Source organism: Actinoplanes subtropicus, assembly GCF_000721705.1.
GTDB classification, from domain to species: domain Bacteria; phylum Actinomycetota; class Actinomycetes; order Mycobacteriales; family Micromonosporaceae; genus Actinoplanes; species Actinoplanes subtropicus.
In genome coordinates this window covers 43314-69821 of the sequence record NZ_JOJL01000006.1, presented here as the reverse complement: position 1 = coordinate 69821, position 26508 = coordinate 43314, and the positions used below count along the sequence as shown (strand labels likewise).

The 26508-nt window shown below is 72.1% G+C and carries 24 protein-coding genes and 3 pseudogenes; 9 read left to right on the top strand and 18 right to left on the bottom strand.

All coding sequences use genetic code 11. The features are described from left to right. Nucleotides 1-7: 7 nt before the first annotated feature. Both IH26_RS0109860 and IH26_RS0109855 read right to left on the bottom strand, forming a co-directional pair. Nucleotides 8-784 carry a hypothetical protein gene (locus IH26_RS0109860; protein ID WP_030435835.1) on the bottom strand — a complete coding sequence of 259 codons (777 nt, stop codon included), beginning with the start codon at nt 782-784 and terminating at the stop codon, nt 8-10. A gap of 81 nt (nt 785-865) precedes the next feature. Next, nucleotides 866-1369 carry a MarR family winged helix-turn-helix transcriptional regulator gene (locus IH26_RS0109855; RefSeq protein ID WP_030435834.1) on the bottom strand — a complete coding sequence of 168 codons (504 nt, stop codon included), beginning with the start codon at nt 1367-1369 and terminating at the stop codon, nt 866-868. A gap of 59 nt (nt 1370-1428) precedes the next feature. On the opposite strand from IH26_RS0109855, the gene IH26_RS0109850 reads away from it, so the two are divergent. The 3 genes from IH26_RS0109850 to IH26_RS0109840 all read left to right on the top strand — a co-directional run bounded on the left by IH26_RS0109850 (nt 1429) and on the right by IH26_RS0109840 (nt 3640). Then, complete coding sequence (locus IH26_RS0109850; RefSeq protein ID WP_030435833.1) at nt 1429-2235, top strand: hypothetical protein; 807 nt, start codon at nt 1429-1431, stop codon at nt 2233-2235. 80 nt (nt 2236-2315) lie between these two features. After that, nucleotides 2316-2924 (top strand): ClpP family protease, encoded by a 609-nt coding sequence (locus tag IH26_RS0109845; RefSeq protein ID WP_030435832.1) that lies wholly within the window; start codon nt 2316-2318, stop codon nt 2922-2924. Then, nucleotides 2921-3640 (top strand): ClpP family protease, encoded by a 720-nt coding sequence (locus IH26_RS0109840; RefSeq protein ID WP_281179717.1) that lies wholly within the window; start codon nt 2921-2923, stop codon nt 3638-3640. The genes IH26_RS0109845 and IH26_RS0109840 overlap by 4 nt, the downstream gene beginning before the upstream one ends. A gap of 141 nt (nt 3641-3781) precedes the next feature. Here IH26_RS0109840 and IH26_RS62770 read toward each other — a convergent pair. The 3 genes and pseudogenes from IH26_RS62770 to IH26_RS0109825 form a co-directional block, all read right to left on the bottom strand. Further along, nucleotides 3782-4042, bottom strand: a pseudogene (locus IH26_RS62770) (helix-turn-helix domain-containing protein); the annotation flags it as partial. Nucleotides 4043-4134: 92 nt separating this feature from the next. Beyond that, nucleotides 4135-4773, bottom strand: a complete 639-nt coding sequence (locus IH26_RS0109830; RefSeq protein WP_030435829.1) for a glycerophosphodiester phosphodiesterase — start codon at nt 4771-4773, stop codon at nt 4135-4137. 192 nt (nt 4774-4965) lie between these two features. After that, nucleotides 4966-6399 carry an MFS transporter gene (locus IH26_RS0109825; protein WP_030435828.1) on the bottom strand — a complete coding sequence of 478 codons (1434 nt, stop codon included), beginning with the start codon at nt 6397-6399 and terminating at the stop codon, nt 4966-4968. A gap of 194 nt (nt 6400-6593) precedes the next feature. On the opposite strand from IH26_RS0109825, the gene IH26_RS0109820 reads away from it, so the two are divergent. From IH26_RS0109820 to IH26_RS0109795, 6 genes are all read left to right on the top strand, one after another. After that, nucleotides 6594-7547 carry a sensor histidine kinase gene (locus IH26_RS0109820; protein ID WP_030435827.1) on the top strand — a complete coding sequence of 318 codons (954 nt, stop codon included), beginning with the start codon at nt 6594-6596 and terminating at the stop codon, nt 7545-7547. A 41-nt stretch (nt 7548-7588) separates the two neighbouring features. Next, nucleotides 7589-8767 (top strand): NAD(P)/FAD-dependent oxidoreductase, encoded by a 1179-nt coding sequence (locus IH26_RS0109815; protein ID WP_030435826.1) that lies wholly within the window; start codon nt 7589-7591, stop codon nt 8765-8767. Between the two features lie 5 nt (nt 8768-8772). After that, the gene (locus IH26_RS0109810; RefSeq protein WP_030435825.1) at nt 8773-9825 is read left to right on the top strand and encodes an NYN domain-containing protein; all 1053 of its coding nucleotides are present in this window, start codon (nt 8773-8775) and stop codon (nt 9823-9825) included. A gap of 93 nt (nt 9826-9918) precedes the next feature. Further along, nucleotides 9919-10770 (top strand): maleylpyruvate isomerase N-terminal domain-containing protein, encoded by an 852-nt coding sequence (locus tag IH26_RS55725; RefSeq protein ID WP_084598763.1) that lies wholly within the window; start codon nt 9919-9921, stop codon nt 10768-10770. 16 nt (nt 10771-10786) lie between these two features. Beyond that, a complete protein-coding gene (locus IH26_RS0109800; RefSeq protein ID WP_030435823.1) occupies nt 10787-11326 on the top strand; it encodes a PadR family transcriptional regulator in 540 nt (179 codons plus the stop codon). Between the two features lie 72 nt (nt 11327-11398). Further along, nucleotides 11399-13000, top strand: coding sequence for a methyl-accepting chemotaxis protein (locus IH26_RS0109795; RefSeq protein WP_030435822.1), 1602 nt, complete (start codon nt 11399-11401; stop codon nt 12998-13000). A 39-nt stretch (nt 13001-13039) separates the two neighbouring features. Here the strand turns inward: IH26_RS0109795 and IH26_RS0109790 are convergent, their stop codons facing one another. The 13 genes and pseudogenes from IH26_RS0109790 to IH26_RS0109740 form a co-directional block, all read right to left on the bottom strand. Beyond that, nucleotides 13040-14266, bottom strand: coding sequence for a Gfo/Idh/MocA family protein (locus IH26_RS0109790; protein WP_245665077.1), 1227 nt, complete (start codon nt 14264-14266; stop codon nt 13040-13042). A gap of 68 nt (nt 14267-14334) precedes the next feature. Further along, complete coding sequence (locus IH26_RS0109785) at nt 14335-15114, bottom strand: hypothetical protein (protein ID WP_030435820.1); 780 nt, start codon at nt 15112-15114, stop codon at nt 14335-14337. A 99-nt stretch (nt 15115-15213) separates the two neighbouring features. Next, on the bottom strand, nt 15214-17940 hold the full coding sequence (locus IH26_RS0109780) for a bifunctional YncE/alkaline phosphatase family protein (RefSeq protein WP_030435819.1): 2727 nt from the start codon (nt 17938-17940) through the stop codon (nt 15214-15216). 4 nt (nt 17941-17944) lie between these two features. Beyond that, a complete protein-coding gene (locus IH26_RS0109775) occupies nt 17945-19285 on the bottom strand; it encodes an ABC transporter permease (RefSeq protein ID WP_030435818.1) in 1341 nt (446 codons plus the stop codon). Further along, entirely contained in the window at nt 19282-20184 is a 903-nt protein-coding gene (locus tag IH26_RS0109770) for an ABC transporter ATP-binding protein (protein WP_030435817.1), read from the bottom strand. The genes IH26_RS0109775 and IH26_RS0109770 overlap by 4 nt, the downstream gene beginning before the upstream one ends. A 194-nt stretch (nt 20185-20378) precedes the next feature. Then, nucleotides 20379-21245, bottom strand: coding sequence for a hypothetical protein (locus tag IH26_RS0109765; RefSeq protein ID WP_030435816.1), 867 nt, complete (start codon nt 21243-21245; stop codon nt 20379-20381). A gap of 151 nt (nt 21246-21396) precedes the next feature. Beyond that, a complete protein-coding gene (locus IH26_RS64200) occupies nt 21397-21540 on the bottom strand; it encodes an RICIN domain-containing protein (protein ID WP_342668260.1) in 144 nt (47 codons plus the stop codon). 30 nt (nt 21541-21570) lie between these two features. Beyond that, nucleotides 21571-22308, bottom strand: a pseudogene (locus tag IH26_RS53380) (arabinofuranosidase catalytic domain-containing protein); the annotation flags it as partial. A 73-nt stretch (nt 22309-22381) separates the two neighbouring features. Beyond that, nucleotides 22382-22486: pseudogene (locus IH26_RS64195) on the bottom strand (arabinofuranosidase catalytic domain-containing protein); the annotation flags it as partial. A gap of 135 nt (nt 22487-22621) precedes the next feature. After that, nucleotides 22622-23620, bottom strand: coding sequence for an ArsR/SmtB family transcription factor (locus tag IH26_RS0109755; RefSeq protein ID WP_034214469.1), 999 nt, complete (start codon nt 23618-23620; stop codon nt 22622-22624). Between the two features lie 128 nt (nt 23621-23748). After that, nucleotides 23749-24117, bottom strand: coding sequence for a hypothetical protein (locus tag IH26_RS0109750; RefSeq protein ID WP_030435814.1), 369 nt, complete (start codon nt 24115-24117; stop codon nt 23749-23751). Between the two features lie 57 nt (nt 24118-24174). After that, the gene (locus IH26_RS0109745) at nt 24175-25200 is read right to left on the bottom strand and encodes an LLM class flavin-dependent oxidoreductase (protein WP_030435813.1); all 1026 of its coding nucleotides are present in this window, start codon (nt 25198-25200) and stop codon (nt 24175-24177) included. A 38-nt stretch (nt 25201-25238) separates the two neighbouring features. Further along, nucleotides 25239-26432, bottom strand: a complete 1194-nt coding sequence (locus tag IH26_RS0109740) for a hypothetical protein (RefSeq protein ID WP_030435812.1) — start codon at nt 26430-26432, stop codon at nt 25239-25241. Nucleotides 26433-26508 lie beyond the last annotated feature (76 nt).

Sequence of the window (26508 nt, the reverse complement as noted above, 5' to 3'; positions counted from 1 at the left end):
CCCCCGATCAGATGTTCAGGTCGACGACCTCGGCCGCGGCCGGCTTCTTCAGGTCGGTGAACGCCGTCCCGAAATCGCTGAAGGTGGTCTTGCCGTCCTTCTCGACCTCCTCGATCGGGTACGGCTTGCCCGTGGTCGCCACGTACAACGTGTCGCCGCCCGAGGACTTCACCCCGATCGTCTGGTACGAGTCGATCTGCTTCGCCGTGCCCTTGGACAGCTTGCCGTCGAGCTTGACCATCTCGTCGATGTTGACCAGGTTGAAGAGTTGTTTCATGTCGGCGTTCTTGGCGCTGACGATGACCCATCGGTCGCCGACCAGGTTGGCGAACTTCTTCGCGTCGGCGGCCGGGGCGCCGGCGACCTTGACCCAGAACGCCTCGTTCGGCTTCATGTAGTGCTTGCCGCCGACCGAGAGCAGTTGGACGGTGGCCCCCTGGCCGATGGTGAGCTTGCCCAGCGCGTCGGTGCCGCTGACCTCCATGTCGATGGTCATCTTCTGCCCGCCGTCGGTGCCCGCGCCGACGGCCCGGAACGACTTGGCCGACTTGAGGGCGGCCTTCGCCTTCGCCACGATCTCGGTGGCGGTCAGCTTGGCGACCCCGTTCTCGGGCGGTGCGGCCGGGGACGCGGACGCCTCCGGTGCCGCGGCGGCGTCGGAGGTGGTGACCTGCGTCGGGGTGGGCGCGGCGGCGGTGTCGCTGCCGGAGCCCTTGCAGCCGGCGAGTGCTCCCCCGAGGGTGAGCAGGGCGATCCCGTTCACCGCGACCGACTTGATCCTCATATGTGCATCCCTGGGTCAGTTTGTACTCGGGGTCGCCCCCCGATTCAGCGACGGCACTGTACCCGGCCGGGGAGGTGGTCGTCAGTCCCGTGCCCCGCGGCCCCCGTCGTCGGGCAGCAGTTTGCGCAGCAGGTGGTCGAGGGTGTGGCGCTCGTCGGCGGTGAGCGGGGCGAGCAGGTCGGTCTCGTCGCGGTTCTCGGCCTTCAGGTGCCGCTCGAGGGCCTCGTGGCCGGCGTCGGTGAGGCGCACCTCGACCCGCCGCCGGTCGCCGGTGTGGTGCCGGCGCTCGATCAGGCCGGCCCGCTCGAGCGGGCCCAGCCGCACCGAGAGCGCACCCCGGGTCAGGCCCAGCGTGTCGGCCAGCCGCGACGGGCTGGTCGCGTAGGGCGGGCCGAGCCGGCGCAGGGCCAGCAGGATCTTGAACCGGCCGAGCGGGAGGCCGCTGTCCGCCAGCGCCCGCTTGCGGGCCTGGGTGAGGTGGCGGGACGCGGTGGCGAGCCGCACCATGATCGCCTCGGTGAGCGGGTCCAGCCAGGCCAGCTCGCGGGTCCAGATCTCCAGGTGCCGGTCGACGGAGCCGTCCACGCGTACCTCCGCAAGTAGTTTTCTTGTGGATAGTTTTCGGAAAAACTACCGTCCGCGCCATGACGACATTCACGGATGAGGTGGCCGCCGCGGCCGTCGAACTCTCCCACGGCGGCCGCTGGGAACGGGCGCTTGCGCTGCTGGACGCGGTGCCGGGCCCGGCACCCCGGATCGCGCTGGCGGCGGCCGAGGTGGCGCTCGAGCAGGACTGGTGGGCCGGCACGGAGACCGCGGGGGAGCGGATCGCGGCCGCCGAGAAGGCCGGCGCGGACGGTTGGGAACTGGACTTCCTGCGCCTGCGCAACGACTATCTCCGGCTGATCCACCCGGCCGGCGAGCACTTCCAGCCGGGGCCGGCCGGCAAGGACCCGGAGGCGATCGCGGAGGTCGAACGCCGCGGCGCGCGGCTGCGGGCGACGGCGCCGGGCCCGGTCGAGGCGGGCTGGGCCGACTTCTACCGCGGGGTGATCGCGGACAACCTGCGCGCCGACCGGCAGGCGGCGCCGGCCCGCTACGAGGCGGCGCTGGCGGCCGGCGAGGGCCGGGACGACCTGCTCGCCCGGGAGGCGCTGCGCCACCTCGGCGACCACGACCACGACAACGGCGACCACGCGGCCGCGCTCGACCGCTGGCGCCGGGCGACGGCGCTGGGCGCGCGGGCCGGCCGGGTGACCGGCACGCTCTCCCAGCAGTTGCTGCTGGCCGTGCTGGCCCGGGACGCCGGCGACGAGCCGGCGGCGGTGGCGCTGGCCACCGAGGTCGAGCGCTGGGCGGCGGCGCTCGGCGCGACCCGGATCCGGGACAACGCGGCCGGCTTCCTCGCCGGGGTGGACCCGACGGCCGAGCCGGAGCCGGTGACCGGCTGACATCTGCCAACAGCAGATCGGCTTGGTGCGCCGCGGTCCGGGGCTCGATGGTGGGTGACAGGGACTGGAGAGGAGTCATCATGCAACCCGCCATCGCCGGATCCGTGGACGACCAGGTCACGGCCCGCCTGCTGCACCAGCGCATCATCGTCCTCGGTCAGGAGGTCGACGACCCGATCGCCAACCGGCTCTGCGGCCAGCTCCTGCTGCTGTCCGCCGAGGACCCGCGCGCCCCGATCAGCCTGTACATCAACTCGCCGGGCGGGTCGGTCAGCGCCGGCCTGGCCATCTACGACACCATGCGGCTGATCCCGAACGAGGTGAGCACGCTCGCGCTCGGGCTGGCCGGCAGCATGGGCCAGTTCCTGCTCACCGCGGGCACCCCCGGTAAGCGGTTCTGCCTGCCGAACGCGCAGGTGCTCATGCACCAGGGGTCGGCCGGGTTCGGCGGCACGGCGGCCGACGTCGAGATCTACGCCGACCAGCTGGAGCGGATCGGCGCCCGGCTGCTGCGGCTCACGGCGGAACACACCGGGCAGCCGTACGCGACGGTCGAGCTGGACAGCCGGCGCGACCGGTGGTTCACCGCCGAGGAGGCCCGCGACTACGGCCTCATCGACCACATCCTGGACCGGGTCGACGACGTGCGGCCGGGCCTGACCCTCGAGCCGATGGGGCTGAGCGCATGAGCCAGTACACGATTCCGACCGTGGTGGAGAAGACGCCGAACGGGGAGCGCGCCTACGACATCTATTCCCGGCTGCTCTCCGACCGGATCATCTTCCTCGGCACCGAGATCGACGACGGGGTCGCCAACGTGGTGATCGCCCAGCTGCTCCACCTGGAGTCCTCCGGCGAGCAGGAGATCGCGCTCTACATCAATTCGCCGGGCGGGTCGTTCAGCGCGCTCACCGCGATCTACGACACCATGCATTTCGTACGCTGCGCCATTGCCACCATCTGCGTGGGTCAGGCGGCGTCCGCGGCGGCGGCCCTGCTCGCGGCGGGGACGCCCGGGAAGCGCTCGGTGCTGCGGCACGCGAAGGTGACCCTGCACCAGCCGTCCAGCCAGGCCCGCGGCACGCTGCCGGATCTCGCGGTCGAGGCGAAGGAGGTGGCCAAGGTGCGCGCCGAGATGGACCAGATCCTGGCCGACCACACCGGTCACCCGGTGCCGAAGATCCGGGCGGACACCGACCGCAGCATGACCCTGACGGCGGCGGAGGCGGTCGCCTACGGCCTGGGCGCCGCGCGTTCTGGGGCGCCGCGCGTTCTGGGGCGCCGCGCGTTCTGGGGCGCCGCGCGTTCTGGGGCGCCGCGCGTTCTGGGGCGCACGTCTTGCGGCGCCGCACAACTTGCGGCGCCGCCGTTTCTGACGCGCCGCCCGCTTTGCGGCGGCGGCTGATGCTTTGCGCGGGGCGGCTCAGGCCGCGAGCAGCATCACGCCGCCGCTGGAGGGCGGGGCCGGGCGGCTGATCTGGGCCTGGCCGGTCCTGGCCCGGCCCAGGGCGGCGCGCTGGAGGCGGGCGTCGGCCAGGCGCAGGACGGGGGCGGCGGCGTAGGTGAGGTCGCGCCGCACCTCGGCCAGCAGGTCGGGCAGCTCGATCCGCAGCGAGTCGCAGACGGCGGCCAGTACCTCGGAGCTCGGCTCCTTGAGCCCCCGCTCGACCTCGGACAGATAGGGCACCGAGACACACGCCTCCTTGGCCACCTCGGCGAGCGTGCGCCGCTGCTCCTGCCGGTGGCGCCGCAGCACCTCGCCGACGACGGTGCGCAGCAGGGGCCGGGTACGTGCCTTCTCCGTCATGGGTTCACCGTACCGATCCGGGAGTCCGCGCGGTTCAGCCCGCAGCGGACAACGGCGCAGTCCCGGTCCAGCGCCGGTTCGCCGGGCAGCGCCTACCGCGCGAGGCGGCCGAGCAGCGCCATGTTCTTGCTGATCACTCCGGTGACCCCGAGCTCGAACGAGCGGTCCAGCTCGGGCTCGGTGTCCACCGACCAGGCCATGATCAGGTCGGTGGAGCGGCGCAGCTCGGCCACGATCTCCGGGGTCAGCAGCCGCAGCCGGATGGAGACGCCGTGCACCCGCTCGCCGCGCAGCCGCGCCCGCAGCCGGGCCAGCTGCCGCGGATTGGCCGCCGACAGGATCCGCCGTACGTTCGCGTCCCCGGCGAACGCGTCGAGCATCCGCCACTGCTTGGTGCACACCGCCACGGGCACCGTGGGCTGACGGGACCGCAGCGTCGACGCCACCCGCCCGGCGACCGCGAGCGACGGCCCCTTGAGGTCGAGCATCAGCCGTGGGTCCCCGCCGGCGACCGCCAGCACCTCCTCCAGCTCCGGCACCACCACGTCGCGCCGCCGGGTCACGCCGGTGCTCCGGTCCCAGTAGAGGCGCGGCCCGATCGCCCGGCTGTGCCGCACCTCGAGCGCGCCCCGGTAGAGGTGGATGTCGGCCTCGACTAGATCGACCCCGGCGTCCAGCGCGGCCCGCAGGCCGGCGAGCGAGTTGCCGCCCCGATGGGCCACCGCGAGCATGATCCGACCTTACGCGGCGGCCCCCCGCTACACGGTGACCACCGCTCCGTGGCGACCTCCGCTCCGTGGCGACCTCCGCTACGCGTCGGCGGCGGTCAGCGGAGTCGCGACCTCCGCTACGCGTCGGCGGCGGTCAGCGGTGTCGCGACCTCCGCTACGCGTCGGCGGCGGTCAGCGGTGTCGCGACCTCTGCTACGCGTCGGCGGCGGTCAGCGGTGTCGCGATCTCCTCCAGGCTCCGCCGCTCCGCCCGGACCCCGAGCACCGCCTCGACCAGGCCGCCCGCGATCATCACGAGGGCGCCGATGACGAACGCGGTGACCGTGTCGCCGACCTCGCCGGTGCCGACCAGGTGGGCGAAGAGCAGCGGCCCGGTGATGCCGCCGGCCGCCGTGCCGACCGCGTAGAAGAACGCGATGGCCAGGGCCCGGGTCTCCATCGGGAAGATCTCGCTGACCGTCAGGTAGGCCGAGCTCGCCCCGGCCGAGGCGAAGAACAGCACCACGCACCAGCAGGCCGTCATCGTGGTCGCGTTCAGCGCGCCCTGCCCGAACAGCCAGGCCGTGCCCAGGAGCAAGACCCCGGAGACGACGTACGTGCCGGTGATCATGATCTTCCGGCCGACCGAGTCGAACAACGGCGCGAGCAGCAGCGGCCCGAGCAGGTTGCCGACCGCGATCACTGCGAAGTAGTACCCGGTGTTGCCCGAGGGCACCTTGAAGAAGGTCTGGAGGATCTGCGCGTACCCGAAGGTGATCGCGTTGTAGAGGAACGCCTGCCCGACGAAGAGCGCGAGCCCCAGCCCGGCCCGCTTCGGATACCGGCTGACCAGCGTCTTCGCGATCGTGCCGAAGCCGATCGTCCGGCGCTGGTGGATCTCGATGGTGGTGTCGACCGGCTCGAGGCCGACGTGGTCCTCCCGCTCGACCTCCTCCTCGACGCCGCGTACCAGCGCCTCCGCCTCGTCGCCGCGGCCGTGGATGAACAGCCAGCGCGGGCTCTCCGGCACGTGCCGGCGGACCAGCAGGATCACCAGGCCGAGCAGCACGCCGAGGCCGAACGCCACCCGCCAGCCCCAGCTCACCGGCAGCTGGGTGAGGATCGGCACGGTGAGCAGTGCGCCGAACGCCGCGCCCGCCCAGTAGCTGCCGTTGATCATCAGGTCGATCCGGCCGCGGTGCTTCTTCGGGATCAGCTCGTCGATCGCCGAGTTGATCGCCGCGTACTCGCCGCCGATCCCGGCCCCGGTGATGAACCGGAACAGGAAGAACCACCAGACGGCGAAAGAGAGCCCGGTCATCGCGGTGCCGAACAGGTAGACGCCGAGCGTGATGATGAACAGCTTCTTGCGGCCGAACCGGTCGGTGAGCCAGCCGAAGAACAGCGCGCCGCAGCAGGCGCCGGCCACGTACATCGCCGCGCCCAGCCCGGTGACCTGGCTCTGCGTGATGCCCAGGCCGCTGCCCGGCTCGGCCAGCCGGCCGGAGAGGTTGCCGACGATCGTGACCTCGAGCCCGTCCAGGATCCAGACCGTGCCAAGCCCGATGACGATCATCCAGTGCCAGCGCGCCCAGGGCAACCGGTCGAGCCGGGCCGGCACATCGGTGCGGATCGTTCCGAGGGACATGATCCCCGGTTACCCCGCGGCCACCGGCCGCATGCGCCCGATGGCCGGCCCGGGAGAAACGATGTCCACAGTTTTCGTTGGACAGGTTTCGGGTAGTCCGGTTGCATGGCGGTCCTCTGCGGCGAGCGGGACGGCGGCGCCCCACCCGGCGAACCACCGTTCCCCCTGCGACGGCCCGCCCCGAAGAGCGCAGGATGAGGACGGGCGCCGCCGCCGGGCACATCGGCTGCTTCCACGAAGCGATCTGCTACGACACCGACGAGCACCTGCTCGGCGTGGTCGTCCCGTTCCTGGTCGACGGCGTCGCGGCCGGCGAACCGACCGTGGTCGCGCTCGGTGAGCACAACGCCGCGCTGGTCCGGGCGGCGCTGCCGGCCGGCAGCCCGGTGATCTACCTGACCGGCGACGACCTGTACGCCCGGCCCGCCTCGGCGATCCGCACCTACCGGGGGCTGCTCGCCGAGCACGTGTCGGCCGGCGCCGGGCAGATCCGGATCATCGGCGAGCTGGCCCCGCAGGCGTTCGGCGCGACCTGGGACTGGTGGGCGCGGTACGAGTCGGCGATCAACCACGCGTACGACGAATTCCCGCTCTGGAGCATGTGCGCGTACGACCTGCGGACCACGCCCGCCCCGGTGGTCGACGACGTGCTGCGCACCCACCCGCGCACCGCGCTGCCGGGCGACGTCCACCGCCCCAACCAGGGCTACCTCGAGCCGGCCACCTACCTGGTCCAGCCGCGCCGGCCGGTCACCGACCCGGTCGAGCTGACCCCGCCGCGGTGCGAGCTGACCGACCCGACCCCGGCCGAGGCCCGGCACGCGGTGCGGGCCGGCGTCGACGGCAGCCTGACCGAGCAGGAGCGGGACGACCTGGTGGTCGCGGTCAGCGAGACGGTCAGCAACGCCCACCGGCACGGCCACGGCCCGATCCGGATGCGGGTGTGGAAGACCGCCGGCCGGGTGGTCGTCGCGGTCACCGACGCCGGCCCGGGCCCGACCGACCCCTTCGCCGGGCTGCTCCCGGCCCCGCGCGGCGACGGCGGCGGGCTCGGCCTGTGGATCACCCATCAGGCCTGCAACCACGTCAGCCTGTACCGCCGCGACGACGGCTTCACCGTACGGCTGACCGCCGGCACGCCGCCGTGACGAGCTTTGCCCCACCCGGTGATCTCCTCCACTATGGCCTGATGCACGACGTCATCGTGGTGGGCGCGCGCTGCGCCGGCTCACCACTCGCCATGCTGCTCGCCCGCCGTGGCTACCGGACCCTGCTGGTCGACCGGGCCACCTTCCCCAGCGACACCGTCTCCACGCACGTCATCCACCCGCCGGGCGTCGCCGCGCTGGGCCGCTGGGGCCTGCTCGGCCAGGTGGTGGCGACCACCCCGCCGGTCGGGCGGTACGCGTTCGACTTCGGCCCGCTCACGCTGGCGGGTGCGCCGGGCACGGCCGATTCGCCGTACGCCTATGCCCCGCGCCGCCCATTGCTCGACAAGATCCTCCTCGACGCGGCCGCCGCGGCCGGCGCGGAGGTCCGCGAGGGCTTCGGCCTCGAGGACGTGCTCGTCGAGGACGGCCTGGTGACCGGCGTCCGGGGCGGCAACGGCCAGGTCGAGCGGGCCCGCGTGGTGGTCGGCGCGGACGGGCGCAACTCGGCGGTGGCCAAGGCGGTGCGGGCTCCCTCGTACGAGGAGGTCCCGGCGCTGACCGTCGGGTACTACTCGTACTGGAGCAACCTGCCGACCGACACGTTCGAGGCGTACAGCCGGCCCGGCCGGGGCTGGGCGGTCTGCCCGACCAACGACGACCTGACCCTGGTCATCGGCGGCTGGCCGCACGTCGAGCTGGCCGCGCACCGCGACGACGTCGAGGGCGAGCTGATGCGGACGTTCGAGCTGGCCCCGGCGTTCGCCGAGCGGATCCGGGCGGCCAAGCGCGAGGAGAAGATCGTCGGCTCGTCGGTGCCCAACTACTTCCGGATCCCGTACGGGCCGGGCTGGGCGCTGGTCGGCGACGCGGGCTACAGCCGGGACTTCATCACCGCCCAGGGCATCACCGACGCGTTCCTGGACGCCGAGGAGCTGGCCGTGGCGCTCGACGCGACGCTCGGCGGCTCGGCGCCGTACGCCGACGCGCTGGCCGGCTACCAGGCGCGCCGGGACGCCCGGGCGATGCCGGTCTACCGGATGACGCTGGGCATCGCCGCGCTGCAGCCGCCGGACGAGCAGATGATCCGGCTGGTCTCGGCGTTCGCCGGGAACCAGCCCGCGATGGACGCCTTCGCCCGGCTCAACTCGGGCGTCACCTCCCCGGCCGAGTTCTTCGCCCCGGAGAACGTGGCCAGGCTGGCTGGCGGCGTACCCTGACCGGCGTGGATCAAGAGGAGCGCATCGCCCTGTTCCTGGACTACGAGAACCTGGCGATCGGCGCGCGGGATCACCTCGGAGGCCTGTCCTTCGACCTGCGCCCGGTCGCCGACGCACTCGCCGAGCGGGGCCGCGTGGTGGTGCGCCGGGCGTACGCGGACTGGTCCTTCTTCGACGAGGACCGGCGCATGCTGACCCGGTCGCACGTCGAGCTGATCGACATCCCGCAGCGGATGGGCGCCTCCCGCAAGAACGCCGCCGACATCAAGATGACCGTGGACGCGCTCGAGCTGGCCTTCGAGCGCGACTACATCTCGACGTTCGTGCTGTGCACCGGCGACAGCGACTTCACCCCGCTGGTCGACAAGCTGCGCGAGCTCAACAAGCGGGTGATCGGCGTCGGGGTGGAGAACTCCACGTCCCGCCTGCTACCGGCGGCGTGCGACGAGTTCCTCTTCTACGACCGGCTCGAGGGTGTCGAGGTGCCGGTCCCGCCGGCGCGCACGAAGCAGGACCGCCCCGACCGGCCGGTCTCGCCGCCGCCGGCCGCCCCGCCCTCGCCCCGGGACGTCGACGCGCTCGCCTCGCTGGTCGCGCAGACCGTCGCCGGCCTGCAGAGCAGCTCGAACGGCACGGTGACCGCGTCCACCCTGAAGCGCACGCTGCTGCGCAAGGACCCGACCTTCAACGAGGCCGACTACGGCTTCCGCGCCTTCGGCGAGCTGCTGCGCCACCTGGCCGGCCACAACGTGGTCGAGCTGGGGTCCGGCTCGGCCAAGGGTGACCCCGAGGTGACCCTGCCCGAGCACGGCGACCGCGAGGCGGCGTTCGTGCTGCTGCGCGGGGTGGTCCGGGAGGAGGCTGGCGCGGACGGCACGGTCGCGCTCTCCGGCCTGAAGAACAAGGTACGCAAGGTGGCGCCCGACTTCAGCGAGAAGAAGCTGGGTTACCGCAGCTTCCTGCAGTTCTCCAAGGCCGCCGCCACCAGCGGGGCGGTCGGCCTGCGCTGGAGCCCGGAGGCCGACGACTACCTGCTCACCGCGACCCCGGAGGGCTGACCGGAACCGTTCCGACATGTCTAATTGTTCGGTCCGGACCTTCCTATTAGTCAGGTCTTGCGGCGGCTGGCGGTGACCGTCAGACTGGCCGCCATGATGACTGTGCCGCCGGACCGGGACGCGCTGGTCGAGGCCCTGGGCCGGGAGAGCCGCCGGGTCGCCGAGATGGTGCGGCGCGCCGAGCGGCTCGATGCCCCCGTGCCCGGGCTCGCCTGGAGCGCCGGCCAGCTCGCCGGGCACCTGTGCGTGGTCTACCGGGCCTTCGCCGGCACGGTGCGCGGCGAGGCGTTCGGGCCCGAGCTGGCGGGCGTGATCGGCACCGGCGACACCCTGCCCGAGGTGGTGGCCGCGACGAACGCGCGCGCGGTCGAGGTGGTCCACTTCGAGCGGCCCGCCGAGGCGGCCGACGCGCTCGCGGAGGGCGCGTCCGGGCTGGCCGGCGCGCTGGCGGCCAGCCCGGATCTGGAGGTGGCCCGGCCCGCGCCCTGGTACGGCGCCGGCGTCACGCGCTACGTCGCGACGCTCGGCGCGATCGGCGTGAGCGAGACCCTCGTGCACGGCCGCGACCTGGCGCTGGCCCTGGGCGGCGACCCCCGGATGCCGGCGGCCGCGGCCGTCTGCGCCGCGCCGACGGTGATGTCCGAGATGCTGCCGCTGCTGGTCGACCAGCGGGCCGCCCGCGGGCTCACCGCCACCTTCGAGCTCCGGGTCCGCGGCGGCCGAGGCTTCGTGCTGCACCTTTCCGAGGGGGTCGCGCGCAGCACGCCCCTCCCGTCCGCCGACCGCCCGGTCGACTGTGTGATATCCCTGTCCGCGTGCGCCGCGCTGCTTGTCGCCTTCAACCGGATGCCGGTGTGGCGCGCGATCGCCACCGGTCAGATCCTCTCGTACGGTCGCCGGCCCTGGCTCGGGCCTCGGTTCCGCGGCCTGTTCCTGAACCCGTGACCGGCCGGCCGGCGCGATGAGCGAGGCGGGCATCAACTCCACCGCGGCCTCCCTGCTGGGCTTCCTGCACGACGGCCCGCTGACCGGCTGGGAGCTGGTCGCCCGGGCCGAGCGGACGATCGGCCCGTTCTGGTCGCTGACCCGCAGCCAGGTGTACCGGGAGTTGTCCCACATGGCGGGACTCGGGCTGGTCGCGCCGGGACCGGTGGGGCGGCGCGAGTCCCGGCCGTACGAGATCACAGATGCCGGCCGGCGGGCGTTCGCCGACTGGGCCGCCGGCGGGCCGGACGCCGCCACCATGCGGCTGCCGCTGCTGCTGTTCGTCGTGCTGGGCCGGCACATCGGCGCCGACCGGCTCGCGCCCATGCTGGCCGAGCAGCGGCGCCGGCAGGCCGAGCTGCTGGCCGGCTACCAGCGAGCCCGGAACCAGCTGCGCGCGGCGGGCGCGGACCCGTTCCGGCTCGCGACCCTCGAGTACGGCATCACCGTCGCGCGGGCCACGATCCGCTGGCTGGACGGGCTCGGGCCACAACTCACCGCCCCGCCGGACAATTAGCCGCTCATCGAGTGCGCGGTTCGTCCGATAGGAGAGGAGAGCGTGCTGCGGCACCCGTCGGGGGAGTGACCATTGGGGCTGAAGGTGTCCGCCGTCCTGGCCGATCGGCCCGTCGGCGTGAAGATCATGACGGCGGTGGGGCTGGCGAGCGCGGCGATCGGCATCGTGGCGGTGACCGCCCTGGTGGACATGAGCAGTCTCGCCGCGAACGCCCGGTCGCTGTACGAGAAGTCGATGATCCCGGTCGGCCACCTCGCCGACGTACACGACTCCGAGCTGAAGTCGCGCCTGGACCTGCACCGGGTGGCCCTGCAGTCGACTCCGGCCGGGCGGCAGCAGCGGCTGGACGGTCTGCACGAGACCGACGGCGAGCTGGCCACCGCGATGACCGCATACAAGGCGACCAGCACCCTGGCCGGTTCGGCGGACCTGGCGAAGTTCGAGGACAAGTGGCAGGCCTACCTGCAGTTCCGGGACGCGCAGATGCTGCCGGCGGCGATGCGGGGCGACACCGCCGCGTTCAGCAAGATGCAGAGCGACACGGCCCAGCCGCTGATCTCGGACGCGGCCGACGCGCTGGACGCTCTGCAGGCGGAGGAGACCGCCCGGGCCGCGTCGTACGCGAAGGCCTCGCAGCACCGGTACAGCGCCGGCCGGGCCAGGATCATCGCCGTCGCCATCCCGGCGGTCCTCCTCGCGGTGCTGCTGGGCCTGGTGGTCACCCGGATGATCGTGGGATCGCTGCGCCGGGTGTCGCGGGTGCTGCTGGACGTCGCCGACGGCGATCTGACCGGCAGCGTCGGGCTCACCCACGCCGACGAGGTCGGGCAGATGTCCCGCGCCCTCGACGAGGCCAACCGGCGCACCCGTACGGTGATCGAGGGGGTCGCCGCCAACACCGCCGTGCTGGTCGAGGCCGCGGCCCGGACCGCCACGGTCAACGCCGAGATCTCCGCCCGGGCCGACGACAGCAGTGCGCAGACCGCGCTGGTCTCCTCGACCTCGGCCGAGGTCTCGGCCAACGTGCAGACGGTGGCCGCCGGCACCGAGCAGATGCGCTCCTCGATCGCCGAGATCGCCTCCAGCTCGTCGCGGGCCGCCACGGTCGCCGCCGACGCGGTCGCGGCGGCGCAGGCCACCAACGACACCGTCTCCCGGCTGGGCACCTCCTCGGCCGAGATCAGCGACGTGGTCAAGGCGATCACCTCGATCGCCGAGCAGACCAACCTGCTCGCCCTGAACGCCACCATCGAGGCGGCGCGCGCCGGGGAGGCCGGCAAGGGCTTCGCCGTGGTGGCCGGCGAGGTGAAGGACCTGGCCCAGGAGACGGCCCGCGCGACCGAGGACATCACCCGCCGGGTGCAGGCGATCCAGGCCGACACCGGCAACGCCGTGCACGCGATCAGCCAGATCGCCGAGATCGTCGACGAGATCTCGCACTACCAGCAGACCATCGCCGCCGCGGTGGAGCAGCAGACGGCGTCGGCCAGCGAGATCAGCCGCAGCATCGCCGAGGCCGCCGAGGGCGCCGCCGCCATCGCGGCCAACATGACCGGGCTGGCCGAGGCGGCGTCGGCCACCGGCGCCGGCATCGGCACCTCGCAGAGCGCCACCGAGGAGGTCACCCGTACCGCCGACGAGCTGCAGACCCTGGTCCGCCAGTTCCGGGTCTGATTCCGGGTCTGATTCCGGGTCTGATCTCGCCGGAGCCCGTCACAGGGTGACCACCGTCCCGGTCAGCCGGGCCCGCTCGGCCGCCCAGACCACGCGGTGCGAGGCCAGGCTGGCCGCCATGGTCGAGCTGAGCCGGGCTGGGTCGCCGTCGGCGACGGCGGCCAGCAGCGCGTCGACCAGACCGGCGTCGCCGCCGTCGTGACCCGACTCGTCGGGGCTGCCGGTGTCGATGGTCTCGGTGGCGCCGGTGCGGAAATCGGTCACCCGCAGGAGACGGCCGTCGCCCTCGACGCTGCCGTGGCTGCCGAACAGTCTCGTCTGGCGGCGCTGCATCGGGGTGAAGGCGGTCATCGTGAACGTCGCGGTCAGGCCGGAGGCGTACTGCATGGCGACGACCTGGTTGTCCACCACGTCGTTGTCGCAGTCGTAGACGCACCGGCCGTACGGCCCCTCGCGCAGCGCCGCCAGCACCGCGTCGCGATCCCGGAAGGGGGTCACCGCGGGCAGCGGCCAGGCGGCGAGATCGTCGTCCTCGAGGCAGTTCAGGTAGAGCCGCTTGGCCGAGTACGGGCAGGTGGACTCGACCGCGCAGTCGAGGCAGCGGGCCGCCGCACCGGCCGGTTTGCTGCCCGGGTGGAAGTGGGCCAGCCCGCCGAACGAGGCCACCGCGGTGGGGGTGCCGCCGAGCAGGTACGCCAGCCAGTCCAGGTCGTGGCAGGACTTGGTCAGCAGCATCGGGCCGGACTCGGCGCTGTTGCGCCAGTTGCCGCGCACGAACGAGTGCGCCTGGTGCCACCAGCCCACCGGCTCCAGGTGCTGCACGTTGATCAGCTCGCCGAGCCGGCCCTCGTCGATCAGGGCCTTCACCGCCCGGGTGTAGCTCGTGTACCGCAGCACGTGGCAGACGGCGCCGATCACGCCGGCCGCCTCGACCGCGTCCACGATCCGGCGGGCGTCGGCCTCGGTCGGCGCCATCGGCTTCTCCAGCAGCAGGTGGTAGCCGAGGCCGGCCAGCCGCACGGCGGGGTCGGCGTGCTGCCGGTCCTGGGTGGCGACGATCACGACGTCGGCGATCCGCGGTGCCGCCGCCAGATCGGCCCAGTCTGCGAAGACCGAGGACCTTTCCATCCCGTACGCCCGCTGGAAAGCCGACCGCCGAGCCGGATCCGGCTCGGCGACCGCGACCACCCGGCCCCGCCCGCTCTTCTCGGCGAGCCGGGCGTACTCGCGCCCGCGCAGGCCGGCCCCGACGATCGCGATGGTCACGGGTTCTTTCGTAAGCTCCATACCAGTATTGGCGGACGATCGAGGGCGGCCGTCAACGGCCGGGTCGCTCAGACCGGGATCAGGCGGGCGGCGAAGGCCACCGTGTCGAGGTCGCCGCGGCGGAGTTTGCGGGCGGCCGGGTGCTCGCCGAGCGCCTCCAGGCGATAGGCGGTCGCCTCGACCAGCGGGGCATCGGCGGCGATCAGGCGCCGGGCCATCCGGGCCTGGGCGGGGCTGAGTTCGGCGTACGCACAGGTCCGCAGCGCCTCGATGACCTCGTCGTCCAGGGTGCCGGCGAGCGCCCGCTCGGTGACCACCGACAGCATCCAGGACGGCCACCAGCTGTACCGGCCGACGGCCCGGCCGGCCCGGATCGACGCGGCCGGCGACTGGCCGGCCTTGAGCAGGTGGACGACGAAGTCCGACTCGAACGTGTCCAGCCGCAGCGCCGCGACCACCGCCCGGATCAGCACCAGCGTCCCGGCCATCGGCTCGATCAGCGCCGCCGCCTCGGCCCAGTCGCCCCGCAGCAGCCGGCCGACGGCGTACGCCTCGGCGGTCCGGGCCTCGGTGGTGGACCGCTCGGCGATCCGGTTGACGGTGGCGATCAGCCGGGCGGCCGCGTCCTCGGCCCGCTCGGCGAGCCCGGGGCTGTCCGGCCGGTTCAGGTGGCGCAGGACCGTCTCGACGGCGATCTCGGCCTCGCGGCGCAGCAGCATCGCCGGGATGCGGGGGAGGATGGCGTCCGCGAGGGCCTCGGTGACCGACGCGCGGTCGAAGCTCTCGGCGTACTCCTCGAACTCGGCCCACCAGGTGGCCGGGTGGCGTGGGGGAAAGGTCGGCGTCATGCCGCTACCTTCGAACGCGAGGACCGGCCGGCTGATCGCTGTCGCGTAGCCGGCCGGTCTCCGTTGCGTTGCTGGCCCAACCTCAGTCGGACTTGGCCGTCAGTCGGACTCGGCCGGCGGGATGAAGCCGCCCGGCACCTTGTCCGGAGTCACGATCTGGCTCTCACCGGGGTACGGCTTCTTCCAGTCGTGGCTCTGGTACCAGGTGAAGTGGTTCATCTGCGCCGGGTTGGCGAAGTCGGCGCGGGCGCCCTGCCCGGACAGCTTCTGCTGCGCCTTCCAGGTGCTCCACTGCGCCGCCACCGATGCCTCGTTCGCCGGCACGGTGGCCGTCGGAGCGGCCGCCGCGTTCGGGTCCTGGGCCGCCGGGACGTCCGCGCCGCAGGACGGCAGGGTGGACAGGCCGAGGGTGAGCGAGGTGCGGTTGGGCACCGAGGTGAACGGCGTGTAGTTGGGCTTCGAGGTGAACGCCGCGGCCATCGGGGTGGCGGCGCTGTCCTTCTGGTTCATCGGCTGGATCCCGAGGATCTGCTCGATGGTCCGGATCATCGTGATCTGCGAGTAGAAGTGGCTGTCCACCACCCCCCGCTTCGCGTACGGGCTGATGATCTGGATCGGCGCCCGGTGGCCGTCGACGTGGTCGAGACCCGCCTGGGAGTCGTCCTCGACCACGAAGATCGCGGAGTCCTTCCAGTACTTGCTGTGCGAGATGGTGTCGACCAGCTTGCCGACCGCGAGGTCGTTGTCGGCGACCTGGGCGGCGGCGTTCGGCGGGCCGCCGGTGTGGTCGCTGGAGAACCAGAACATGTTCAGGTTCGCCGGGCCGTTCTTCAGGAAGTCCTTCTTCCAGATCTCGTACCGGTAGATGTCCGGCACCGAGGTGTCGAACTTCGGGAACCCGGGGACCGAGACGTTGTTCAGCGACGGGATCGGCGAGGAGGAGACCAGCGGGTACGCCGTGTCGGCGCCCGTCGCGGCCATGTTCTTCGTGTCGCAGTACAGGTTCTGCCAGGTCGCCCCGGCCGGCTTGGTGAGGAACTGGTGGAACTCGCCGAAGTCCCGCACCGACTTGCCGGCGGCCTGCGCGCCGGTCCAGATGAAGCCGGACTTCTGGTGGCCGAGCGCGTCGTCCTCGGTGTCGTAGCTGCGGATGTACTCGCCGGCCGAGGACTCGGTGTACTCGGGGTCGTCGGCCTGCATCAGCCAGTTGTGCCCCTCGGCCGAGTTGGTGCCGATGTCGTACGTGTTGTCGAAGAGCCCGAACTCCTGCTCCATGAGGTGCTGGTTCGGCGTCACGTTCGCGCCGAACTCGTTCACCGCCGGGTCGCCGTCGGCGCGGGTCTCGTCGCCGAACATCTGGTCGTACGTGCGGTTCTCCTTGACGACCAGGAACACGTGCTTGATCGTCGACGGGTCGCCGATCCGGGACGGGACCGGGACCGGCCGCGCGTACCCGGCGCCGTAGGTCACCGACCCGGGCGTCCAGCCGTTCTCCGCGAACACCTTCGCCGTCAGCGCCCGGATGACCCGGTCACTGGGCAGCGTGAAGCGGATCAGGCTGGAGGTGGTGTCGTGCGTGTTGTGCCCGGCCGCCGTGGTCGGGCGGCGGGCGTCGATGCCCCGGGTGTTGGAGACCAGCACCTGCTTGCCGACCGTGGTGATCTCGGCCGGGAAGTAGTCGGTGGGCAGCAGGCCGAGGTAGCTGACCGGCGCCAGCGCGCTGGTGAACCGGTAGACCGCGACCGCGTTGGCCCGGCCCAGCGTGACCAGCAGGTGGCCGTCGTCGGTCAGGGTGACGGCGTTCGGCTCGTAGCCGACCGACGCCTCCGGCCACGGCTGGGTGGCGATGGTCTGCACGACCTTGTCGCGGCGGGTGTCGATGACCGAGACGCTGTTGGTCGCCGTGTTGGTGACGAAGACCGTGCGGCCCTTGGCGTACACCGCGGTCGGGTGCAGCCCGACGCCGATGCTGCCGACCGCGGCGTCCGGCTGGGCCAGGTCGATGACGCTGACCGTGCCGGTGGTGACGGCGCCGGTCACCGGCGAGGCGGGCACCGGGGTGTTGTACGAGTTGATCGTCGTGTCCCCGGTCCGCGCGGTGCGGCCGCCCTCGTTGCTCACGTACAGCTTGCCGCCGACCTGCACCATGTCCCGCGGCGCGTTGCCGGTCTGCCAGGTCTGCTTGACCGTGCCGGTCGCCGCGTCGATCGCGACCACCTTGTTCTGGCCGTTCACCGCGGAGTAGACGGTGGCGCCGTCGGCCGAGAACACGGCCTGGCCGGCCAGTGCCTGCTTGGGGCCGTCGGCCGGGATGGTGATGAACGTGGGGTTGGCGAGCGAGCCGTCCGCGTTCACGTCGAACTTGCGGTAGCCGTTGGCCTGGCCGAGCCACAGCTGCTTGCCGTCGGGGGAGTAGGTCGGGCCTTCCTGGCCCACGTCGTTGCCGCTGATCTTCAGATCGGCCGCGGCGTTGTTGCCGACCAGCTGCTGGACCTTCCACGACTTCAGGTCCACGATGGCCAGTGCCTCGCCACCGTCGGTGATGGTGGCGGCCAGGTGGCTGCCGTCCGGGCTCACGCTCGACGACATGATCTTGCCGTTGTTGATGACGAGACGCCCGCCCACCGGGTCGATGTACTGGTCGGCGGAGACGACCTGACCCTTCCCGGTGACCTCGCCGACGTGGTCGGTGCCGAACTGCCAGGTGCTTCCGTACGCGACCCCCGCGCCGGTCGCCACCACCACGGTCGTGGTGCCGGCCGTCGCCAGGAAAAGTCGCCTCTTTACGACATGTCGGGGTGCTCGCCGGCGGCGAGTTACCTGCATCGTCCTATCCCTTCGGCGTGGTGGAAAGCAGGTCGACAGTGCCGTCGAACTGCCAGAGCGGATTCGGCGCATCCCCGGTCGGGGTGTGCACGAGGAAGTAGCCGTTGACCTCTTTCGGCCCGTCGCCGTCGGCCATGAACCGCCCGTCCGGGGTCAGATCGAGCTGGTAGATGGCCTGCCCGGTGGCCGTGGTGCCGGGGAGGTGCCAGGTGACGACGCAGCGCCAGTCGTTCCCCGCGCCCTCGGGGTCGCGCCGGCCGCCGCCCTTGTTGCAGTCGGCGGTGGTGGCCAGTTGCGCCTCGGTGACGTCCGGCCGGTTCAGCTGGCCGGTCTGCAGGCGGTAGAGGTGGGCGAACGCGGTGGCGACCGAGCGCTGCACCTTCTCCTGCCCGATGCCCGAGCCGCTGACGCCGGTCGCCGTCCGGATCACCACAACCGACAGAACCAGAAGAACAACCAGCGGGAGTACGCCGAGAAACAGCGCCCGCCTCCCGGTGCCGTCGGTGGCCAGGCTGGTGAAATCGCGCCGCAGGAACAGGACGTACGCGAGGGCGGTCGCCACGATCGCCCACAGCAGGCTCACCGCGATCCCGATCAGCAGCGGCCCCCACTGCGCCGGGCTGGTGAACAGCCCGTTCCAGGAGATGAAGGCGTACCCGGGCAGGGCCAGCCGCACCGGGACCGGGATCGGCAGCATCTGGGCGAGCTGCAGGGCCAGCGCGACCACGGCCGGCAGCAGCAGCCCCATCGGCGACTTGCCGAGCAGGACCGAGCCGAGCAGCCCGATCGCGGCCAGCGCCAGCGTCGGCGCCAGCACGCAGGCCCAGGCCAGCAACACCCGCGCGGCGGCCTCCCCGGCGCTGAGCTGGTGCCCGTCCAGTCCGACCAGTGGCCGGTCGCCGACCGCGAGCACGCCGCCGAGCGAGCTGGAGAAGACCAGCCCGGCCACCATCAGCACAAGCACGCTCAGGGCACCCAGGGACTTGGCGACGAAGATGCGCCGCGGCGAGCGGACCGCCACCAGCAGGTGCCGCCAGGTGCCGAGCCGGTCCTCCGCGGCGAACACGTCGCCGGCCACCAGCGAGGTGAGCAGCGGCAGCGCCCAGGTGCCGGCGAAGCCCAGCAGGACCAGCGGGCCGGCCCAGCCGGTCGCGTGCATCCACCGGCCGAACAGCGTGTCGACCGGCAGCGTGCTCTGCTGGCTGACCGCCGCCACGAACAGGCCGGGCGCCACCCAGCAGGCGAGCACCACCAGCCGGATCCGCCACTGCGAGACCAGCTTCACCAGCTCGAAGCGCAGCCCACGGGAGAGCGGCGTAGGCCGCGCCAGGGTAGCCGCGGTCACTTTTCCTCCGTGAGATTCAGGAACGCCGCTTCCAGCGGCGAGACCACCGGCGAGAGCTCGCGCAGCGCGATGTTCTCCCGTACGAGCCGGGCCACCAGCTCGTCCATGGCCGGAACCAGGCCGCGCACCACCTCGTCCTCGACGACCGTGATGCCGGGCGATTCCGCGGCGAGGGCGCGCGCCCGGGCCGGGTCGGAGGTGCGCAGCCGGTAGTCCAGCTCCCGGTTCTCGGCGGCCAGCTTGCTCAGCGGCCCGGAGAAGACGACCCGCCCGGTGGCCACGATGGTGACCTCGGAGCAGAGCGCCTCGACGTCGTCCATCCGATGGCTGGAGAGCACGATGGCGGCGCCGTCGGCGGCCAGCCCGGTGAGCACCCGGTGCACGTGCCGGGCGCCGACCGGGTCGAGCCCGTTCGACGGCTCGTCCAGGATCAGCAGCCGCGGCCGGGTGAGCAGCGCCGCGGCCAGGCCGAGCCGCTGCCGCATGCCGAGCGAGAAGCCGCCGGTCCGGTCGTCCGCGACGTCGGTGAGCCCGACCTGGTCGAGCGCCTCGTCGAGGCCGGCGCCGCGCGGGTCGAGGCCGCGCAGCCGGGCCAGCGCGGCGAGGTTCTGCCGGGCGGTCAGCGACGGGTAGAGGCCGGGACCGTCCACGAAGCCGGCCACCCCGTCCGGGGCGTCCAGCGCCCGCCGGATCGGGGTGCCCAGGATCTCCAACTGGCCGCTGTCGGCGACCGCCAGGCCCAGCAGCAACCCGAGCAGCGTCGTCTTGCCGGCCCCGTTCGGCCCCACCAGGCCATGGATCTGGCCCGGTGCCACATCGAGATCAATCTCGTCGAGCGCGACCACCTCGCCGAAGCACTTGGTGATCCGGCGAGCTCGCACCGCGCGCGGCCGTTCCATCGATCCCTCTTTCGTCAGTCCCTACGAAACGTAGGAGGATTTGCCTGACGAGGGCATGCACCGTGAGTTGAACGATGCTGGAACGAAGGGCGACCGGCATTCGTCGCGTTCGATTCTTATCGAGACAGTCGATCACCGTCCGAAACGGAGAGAATCTTTCTGGCGACTATGTGGCGATTTCGCGTTGATGGGGGTCAGCCGGGGTCGACCCACTCGACGGTGGGTGCGGTGCCGGTGCGGAGGGCCTCGATCTGGCGCCGGAGGCTGTCGGCGCGGGACGAGGTGGCCGCCTTGACCTGGCCGGCGGCCTGGAGCACGGCGGCGAACGCCGGCGAATCCGGGACGGTGCGGGTGAGCCGGGGCAGCGTGCCGGTGCGGGCGTCGATCGCCTCGCGCAGGCTGCCCACCCGGCTGGTGAGCTTGCCGAGGTCGCGGAACTCCGGCTCGGCGTCGAACCAGATCTCCTGGAACCAGTGGTCGCCGTCCGGATTGTGCCAGCTGATGTACCCGCCCTGGGCGAGCTTGCGCGGCCCGTCGAGGTTGCCGCCGAACGAGTAGCGCACGCCGGCCGAGGCCACCGGATCGTAGAAGTTCGGGGTGATGAAGTCGGAGACCAGCACGCCGTTGACCTTGTAGGCGAACTGCGCGTCCTCCACCGGGTCGGCCACCTCGACCAGGAACTCCACCCGGCCCTGCCCCTGCTCCGGCGAATCGCCGGCGATCAGGCGGTTGCCGAACGGGTCGGCCAGCATCTCCAGGGCCTCGTGGCTCGCGGTCAGCGACCAGGACCTGCTGTACTCGACCAGCGAGTACGGCTGGCCGTTCTCGTCGAGGTGCACGCCCGCGGCGCCCGGCTGGCCGATGTCGTCCTTCACGATGATCGGCCAGTACCCGATCGGCACGTCGTCCAGCGAGGCGAACGCGTCGACGGTCGCGTTCACCGACCAGATCGGGCCGAAGTCGCGGATCGCCTGTTTCTGCAGGGCCGCGGACACCCGGGTGAGCTGCGAGTGGGAGATGTGGGCGGTCTCCGCCACGAGAGCGAGTTCGGTCACCAGCATTCCGGGGACGCTACGTCCGGGCGTACGGCCGAAGAAGGTTTGGGGGTCTCTTTATGCGCTCGTCGGTGCTTGGCCCCAAAAGGGATCGGCCGAACGGACGGTGTGGCATTGTCGCGTCCGGCCGATACCTATAGAGAACCGGCAGTGTGTCCTATGCGGAGAAGGACCAGAGCTGGCACGGGTTGTTGAGCCACATCCACAGCTGGACCTTGGTGCCGTTGGCGGTGCCGCAGTTGATCGCGTCGAGGACCTTGCCGCTGTGCAGGTTGGTCAGCCGGTACGACGAGCCGCTCACCGGGAAGGTGACGCTCTTCGAGTAGCCGGCCGCGACGATGTTCGCCTGGACCGAGTCCTCCGTGGCGTCCGACGGGTAGCCGCTGGTCATCACGCCCTCGAAGAACGAGCCGACCGAGCCGTTGCTGTTGTCGCCGCCGATGCCCAGGATGATCGCGCCCTGCTTGGTCATCGGGAGATAGCCACCCTGCGTGGGCAGCGACCCGTTGTACCGGGTGCTGAGCCCGCCGGACTGCGCGTTGCCGTCCTTGATCGCGTACGTCGAGGTGCCGTTGTTCTTCAGGACCGCCGTCACGAAGGCGCTGCTCCGGCCGGTGTTGGCGGTGTTCACGCCGTTGCCGCCGGCGAACAGGCCGTTCTCCAGGTCGGCCTGCACCCGCGGGCCGCCGGCACAGGGCGAGAACCAGCACTCGGTGCCGAAGTTGATCGCGTCCATGTCACCGTTGCCGGTGTCCTTGTTGTTGGTCTCGGCGTTGCCGTAATCGAAGCAGCAGCGGTCGTTGACGTGCGTTCCCTCGGTGACCATGTACATGCCCTCGGCCGCACTGCCGGTGGCGACGCCGTTGGTCGCGTTGTTCCGGTAGCCGTTGCCGGCCGAGATGTACACGCCGTAGACCTTGTGGCCGCCCGCGGTGACCGGCAGGGCCGCCGCGTTCGCGCCCTGGTCGGCGGTGGGGTTGGCGCCGCCGCCGGGGGCGATCGACAGGTCGTTGTGGCGCGACGTCTGGTCGTAGATCTGCACGATCGTGCAGTACGTGCCCGAGCAGAAGTTTGTCCTGCGTGGCGGCGTTCGCGTACCCGCCGGCGCTGAGCACGCCGACGTTCGTGGTGCTGCCGTCGGACCAGCGCTTCACCTGGTAGAGCGAGCCGTTGTACGAGCCGAACAGCGCCCGGGTGGTGGAGTGCGCGGCGACGCACGGGTGCCGCCGTTGGCGTAGATGTCGCACGGCGCGGTGGTAGCCGCGCTCGCTTCCATGGTCGAGACGGCCAGCGCCGCCGCGACGACCACGGCCGAGGTGCCGGCCGCCGGCGAGCACAGGTTCACCGTCGGCCCGCCGTCCGCCGGATGACCCGCGCGGCGGTCAGTCGACGCGGGGCCGGGCCGGCCCCGGATCGGCCGCTTCGAGCAGGCGGCGGCCGAGGTCGGTGAGGGTGTGCCGGACGGTGTTGCGGTCCCGGTCGCTGACGATCAACCCGGCGTTGCGCAGCACCGTCGCCTGCTGGCTGGCGGAGGCCGCGGACACCCCCAGCAGCCGCGCCAGGTCGCCGGTCGTCGGGCCGCCGCTGACCGCGTCCAGCGTCGCCGCCCGGGTACGCCCGAGCAGCGCCGTCAACGGCCCGGTGGTGGCCGCCTGGTGATCGAGCGCGAACAGCCGCGGCCGGTGCGCCGCCGGGTAGACCAGCACCGGGGTCAGGGCCGGGTCGCGTACGGTGATCGGCGCCTGCCAGCAGAACACCGACGGTTGCAGCAGCAGGCCGCGCCCGCCGAGATGCAGATCCTGGTCCAGCGGGTACCGCACCTCGAGCACCGGCGGCCGCCATCGAGCGGTGGGATGCAGCGTGGCGAGCAGGCCGTCCGCACCGGCGGCCAGCAGCGTCCGGCCGCGCATCTCCCGATCGGCCGCCACCGCGGCGCGCACGTCCCGCCAGTACGGCCGCAGCGCGACCCGGAAGTGCGCCTCCAGCGCGGCGGCCAGCACCCCGGTCAGCTCCGGGTCGCCGGACGCGAGCCGGCCGGCCCAGCGCGGCAACCGGCGCGCGGCGGCCAGGTGACTCAGGTCGGCGTGCAGCCGGTCCCGTCCGGTGCGTCGCACCAGCTCGATCCCCTCGGCCAGGTCGCTGATCCCGGCGCCCGGGGTGAGGAAGTCGGGTGAGTAGCCCCGCGGCGGCGCCAGCGTCCGCAGGATCGGAGCCGGCACGTACGCCGAACCGCGCAGCCCCGCCCACCACCACCGATACGCCGCCCGCGTCTGCGGCGTGCCCAGCGCGTGCAGGCTGAGCAGGATCTCCCACATCGGGTCCGGCCCCTCGGCGAACCGGATCCGCCCGAGATCCGCCGGCGTGAAGTAGATTCGCAACATTTCGCGCCCCCGCGTATTCCAGGAATACGATGGCACACCGGCGCACCCGGGCACGATCCGCGGAAGTGTCGGCAAACCCACACCGATCGATGCGTTCGGCGATGGCCGGCGGGGATCCGGCCGAGCTCTTACCGCACCGTGACGTACAGCTGGTAGAGAACGCCCGGCCGGGCCGTCCTGATCTCGGCCTGGCCGGCGGCGATCGTCCGGAACTGCCATCCGACCAGGCCGTACGGGGTGGGCAGCGGCATCGCCGGGCCGAGGACGTGGCCGGTCGCAGTGGGCGACGACCACGACGAGTCGCCGGCCGTCTTCAGCATGATGGTGACGTCGCTGCTCGCGGCGACGCACACCGTCGAGCCGTTGGCCGATTCGTCGGCGACGACGTGGGTGCCGCAGGGCCGCTGGGTCGCCGCGACGGCCACCCCCGGCGGGTCGGTGGCCGTCGCCGGGGTCGCGCAGGCGGTGAGTGCTCCGATCAGACCGAGGCCGATCACGGAAAGTGTTTTTGGCATGCCTCTTCGACGGCCGGGCGCGCGGGCTCGTTCCGCCGGTCAGGAGCGATCGGTGTGCCAGCCGAACGCCGGGGCGATGTGTTTGACGATGGTCTCCAGGATGCGGGCGTTGTAGGCGACGCCCAGCTGGTTCGGGACCGTGAACAGGACGGTGTCGGCGGCCCGGACCGCCTCGTCCGCGGCGAGTTCGGCGGCGATGCGGTCGGGCTCGCCCGCGTACGTACGGCCGAATCTCGAACGCACCCCCTCGAGCAGGCCGACCTGGTCCTCGTTCTCCTGGTCGCCGAAGTAGATCCGGTCGATCTCCTCGGTGATCGGCAGCACGCTGCGGGAGATCGAGACCCGCGGCTCGCGCTCCTGCCCGGCCTCCTTCCACGCCTGGTGGTAGAGCCGGATCTGCTCGGCCTGCAGCTGGTCGAACGGCACCCCGGTGTCCTCGGACAGCAGGGTCGAGCTCTGCAGGTTCATCCCCTGCGCGGCGGCCCACTGGGCGGTCTGCCGGGTGCCGGCGCCCCACCAGATCCGCTCGCGCAGGCCGGGGGACTGGGGCTGGATGGCGAGGCCCCCGCTGACCCCGGTGCGGGCCGGGTCGGTGCGGGCCACCGCGGCGCCCTCGATCGCCTGCAGGAAGATCGCGGTCTTCTCCCGGGCCAGGTCGGCGGCGGTCTTGCCCTCCGGGGGAACATAACCGAAGGTGTACGCCCCGTTCAGCACCGTCTCCGGCGACCCGCGGCTCACCCCGAGCTGGAGCCGGCCGCCGCTGATCAGGTCGGCGGCCGCCGCCTCCTCGGCCATGTAGAGCGGGTTCTCGTAGCGCATGTCGATCACGCCGGTGCCGATCTCGATCCGCCGGGTGCGGGCGGCGATCGCCGAGAGCAGCGGGAACGGCGAGGCCAGCTGCCGCTCGAAGTGGTGCACCCGGACGAACGCGCCGTCGACGCCCAGCTCCTCGGCCGCCTCGGCCAGCTCGATGGTCTGCAGCAGCGAGTCGGCCGCGGTACGCGTCTGCGAGCCGGCCACGTTGCGCCAGTGCCCGAACGACAGGAACCCGATCTTCTTGGTCACCCCGGCACCAACCTCGCCGGTGCCGGGGTGATTCCCGCTCAGCAGGCGCCCTGGGCCACCTTCGGCGTGCCGTGCGTGGTGGCCGGCAGGGTCAGGCACGCCTTCTGGCCGCTGACCGTGACCTCGGCGACGCCGCTGCGCACCACCCGGGCCTTGAACGGGCCGCCGCTCACCTGACCGACGACCTCCTTGAGGTGGCCGGCCGGCTTGCCGCCCTCCTCCGCGGTGACGGAGAGGACCTGGTAGCCCAGCGCCTGTGCCATGGCGACCGCGTTCGAACCGGCCGGCCCGGTCATTCCGCCGGTCAGGCCCTGCAGCGCCGTCGGGTCGATCTTGGTGGCGCCCGCCGGGACCGCGATCGGGCCGCCCGGGATCAGCTCGAGCCGGACCGCGACCCGGCCGGTCGCGCCGTCCACGAACTGCAGGACGTTGATCTCGGCAGCGGTCAGCTTGCCCTTGTCCAGCCACAGGTCCAGCACGATCGGCCGGTCCTTCGGCGAGGCCGGGAACGCGTCGGCGAACGCCTTCTTGTCCCCGGCGACGGCCGTGACCAGGCGCTTGAACTCCGAATACGCCTTGGTGGTCGAGGTGGTGACGATCAGGTGGTCGGCGTCCTTGGGGTCGCGGGTCACGGTGGCGCCGTCCATCAGGTTCTGGGCGCTCTTCTTCACCTCGGCCGCGGCCTTCTCGTTCGTCGCGTGCTGGACCGGCAGCCCGCCGTCCTTCGGCAGGCTCTTCAGGTCCAGCGAGACCCAGCCGCCGGCGAAGAACGCGCCGAGCCCGGCATCCTGCTTCTTGAGCTCGTCGAGGTCGGCGGTCCCGCCGGTGGCGCCGAACTTCTTGACCAGCTCGTCGACCGGCGCCTTCACGTACAGGGTCTGGTCGACGACGCGCAGCTCGGTGCCGGGCACGCCGGCGATGGTGGCGGTCACCGCGGTCGCCTTGGCGTCCTGGTCGTACGCGACCGTGACGGTGGAATTGAAGATCGACTTGATCGAGTCGGTGTCGTCGGCCGAGAAGTCCGGGTCCTTCTTCGCGGCGGCGATCAGGTCGTCGACGTTGCCGGTCAGTTTGACGGCGAAACCGCCCTGCTTCTGCGTGCCGAGCTGCTGGGCGGCGTCGCGCAGCGCCAGCTTGGGCTCGACCTGCTTGATCGTGTCGGCGCACCCGGCGACGACCGCGAGGGCCGTGACACCGGCGAGGCCGCCGGCCAGGAATCGATTCGCACGCATTGTTCTCCCCGTCAGTGATGCCGTTGGACTCCATGATGCGGAGAGCCCGCAAGCGCATTACCGGGACACTGTTGAT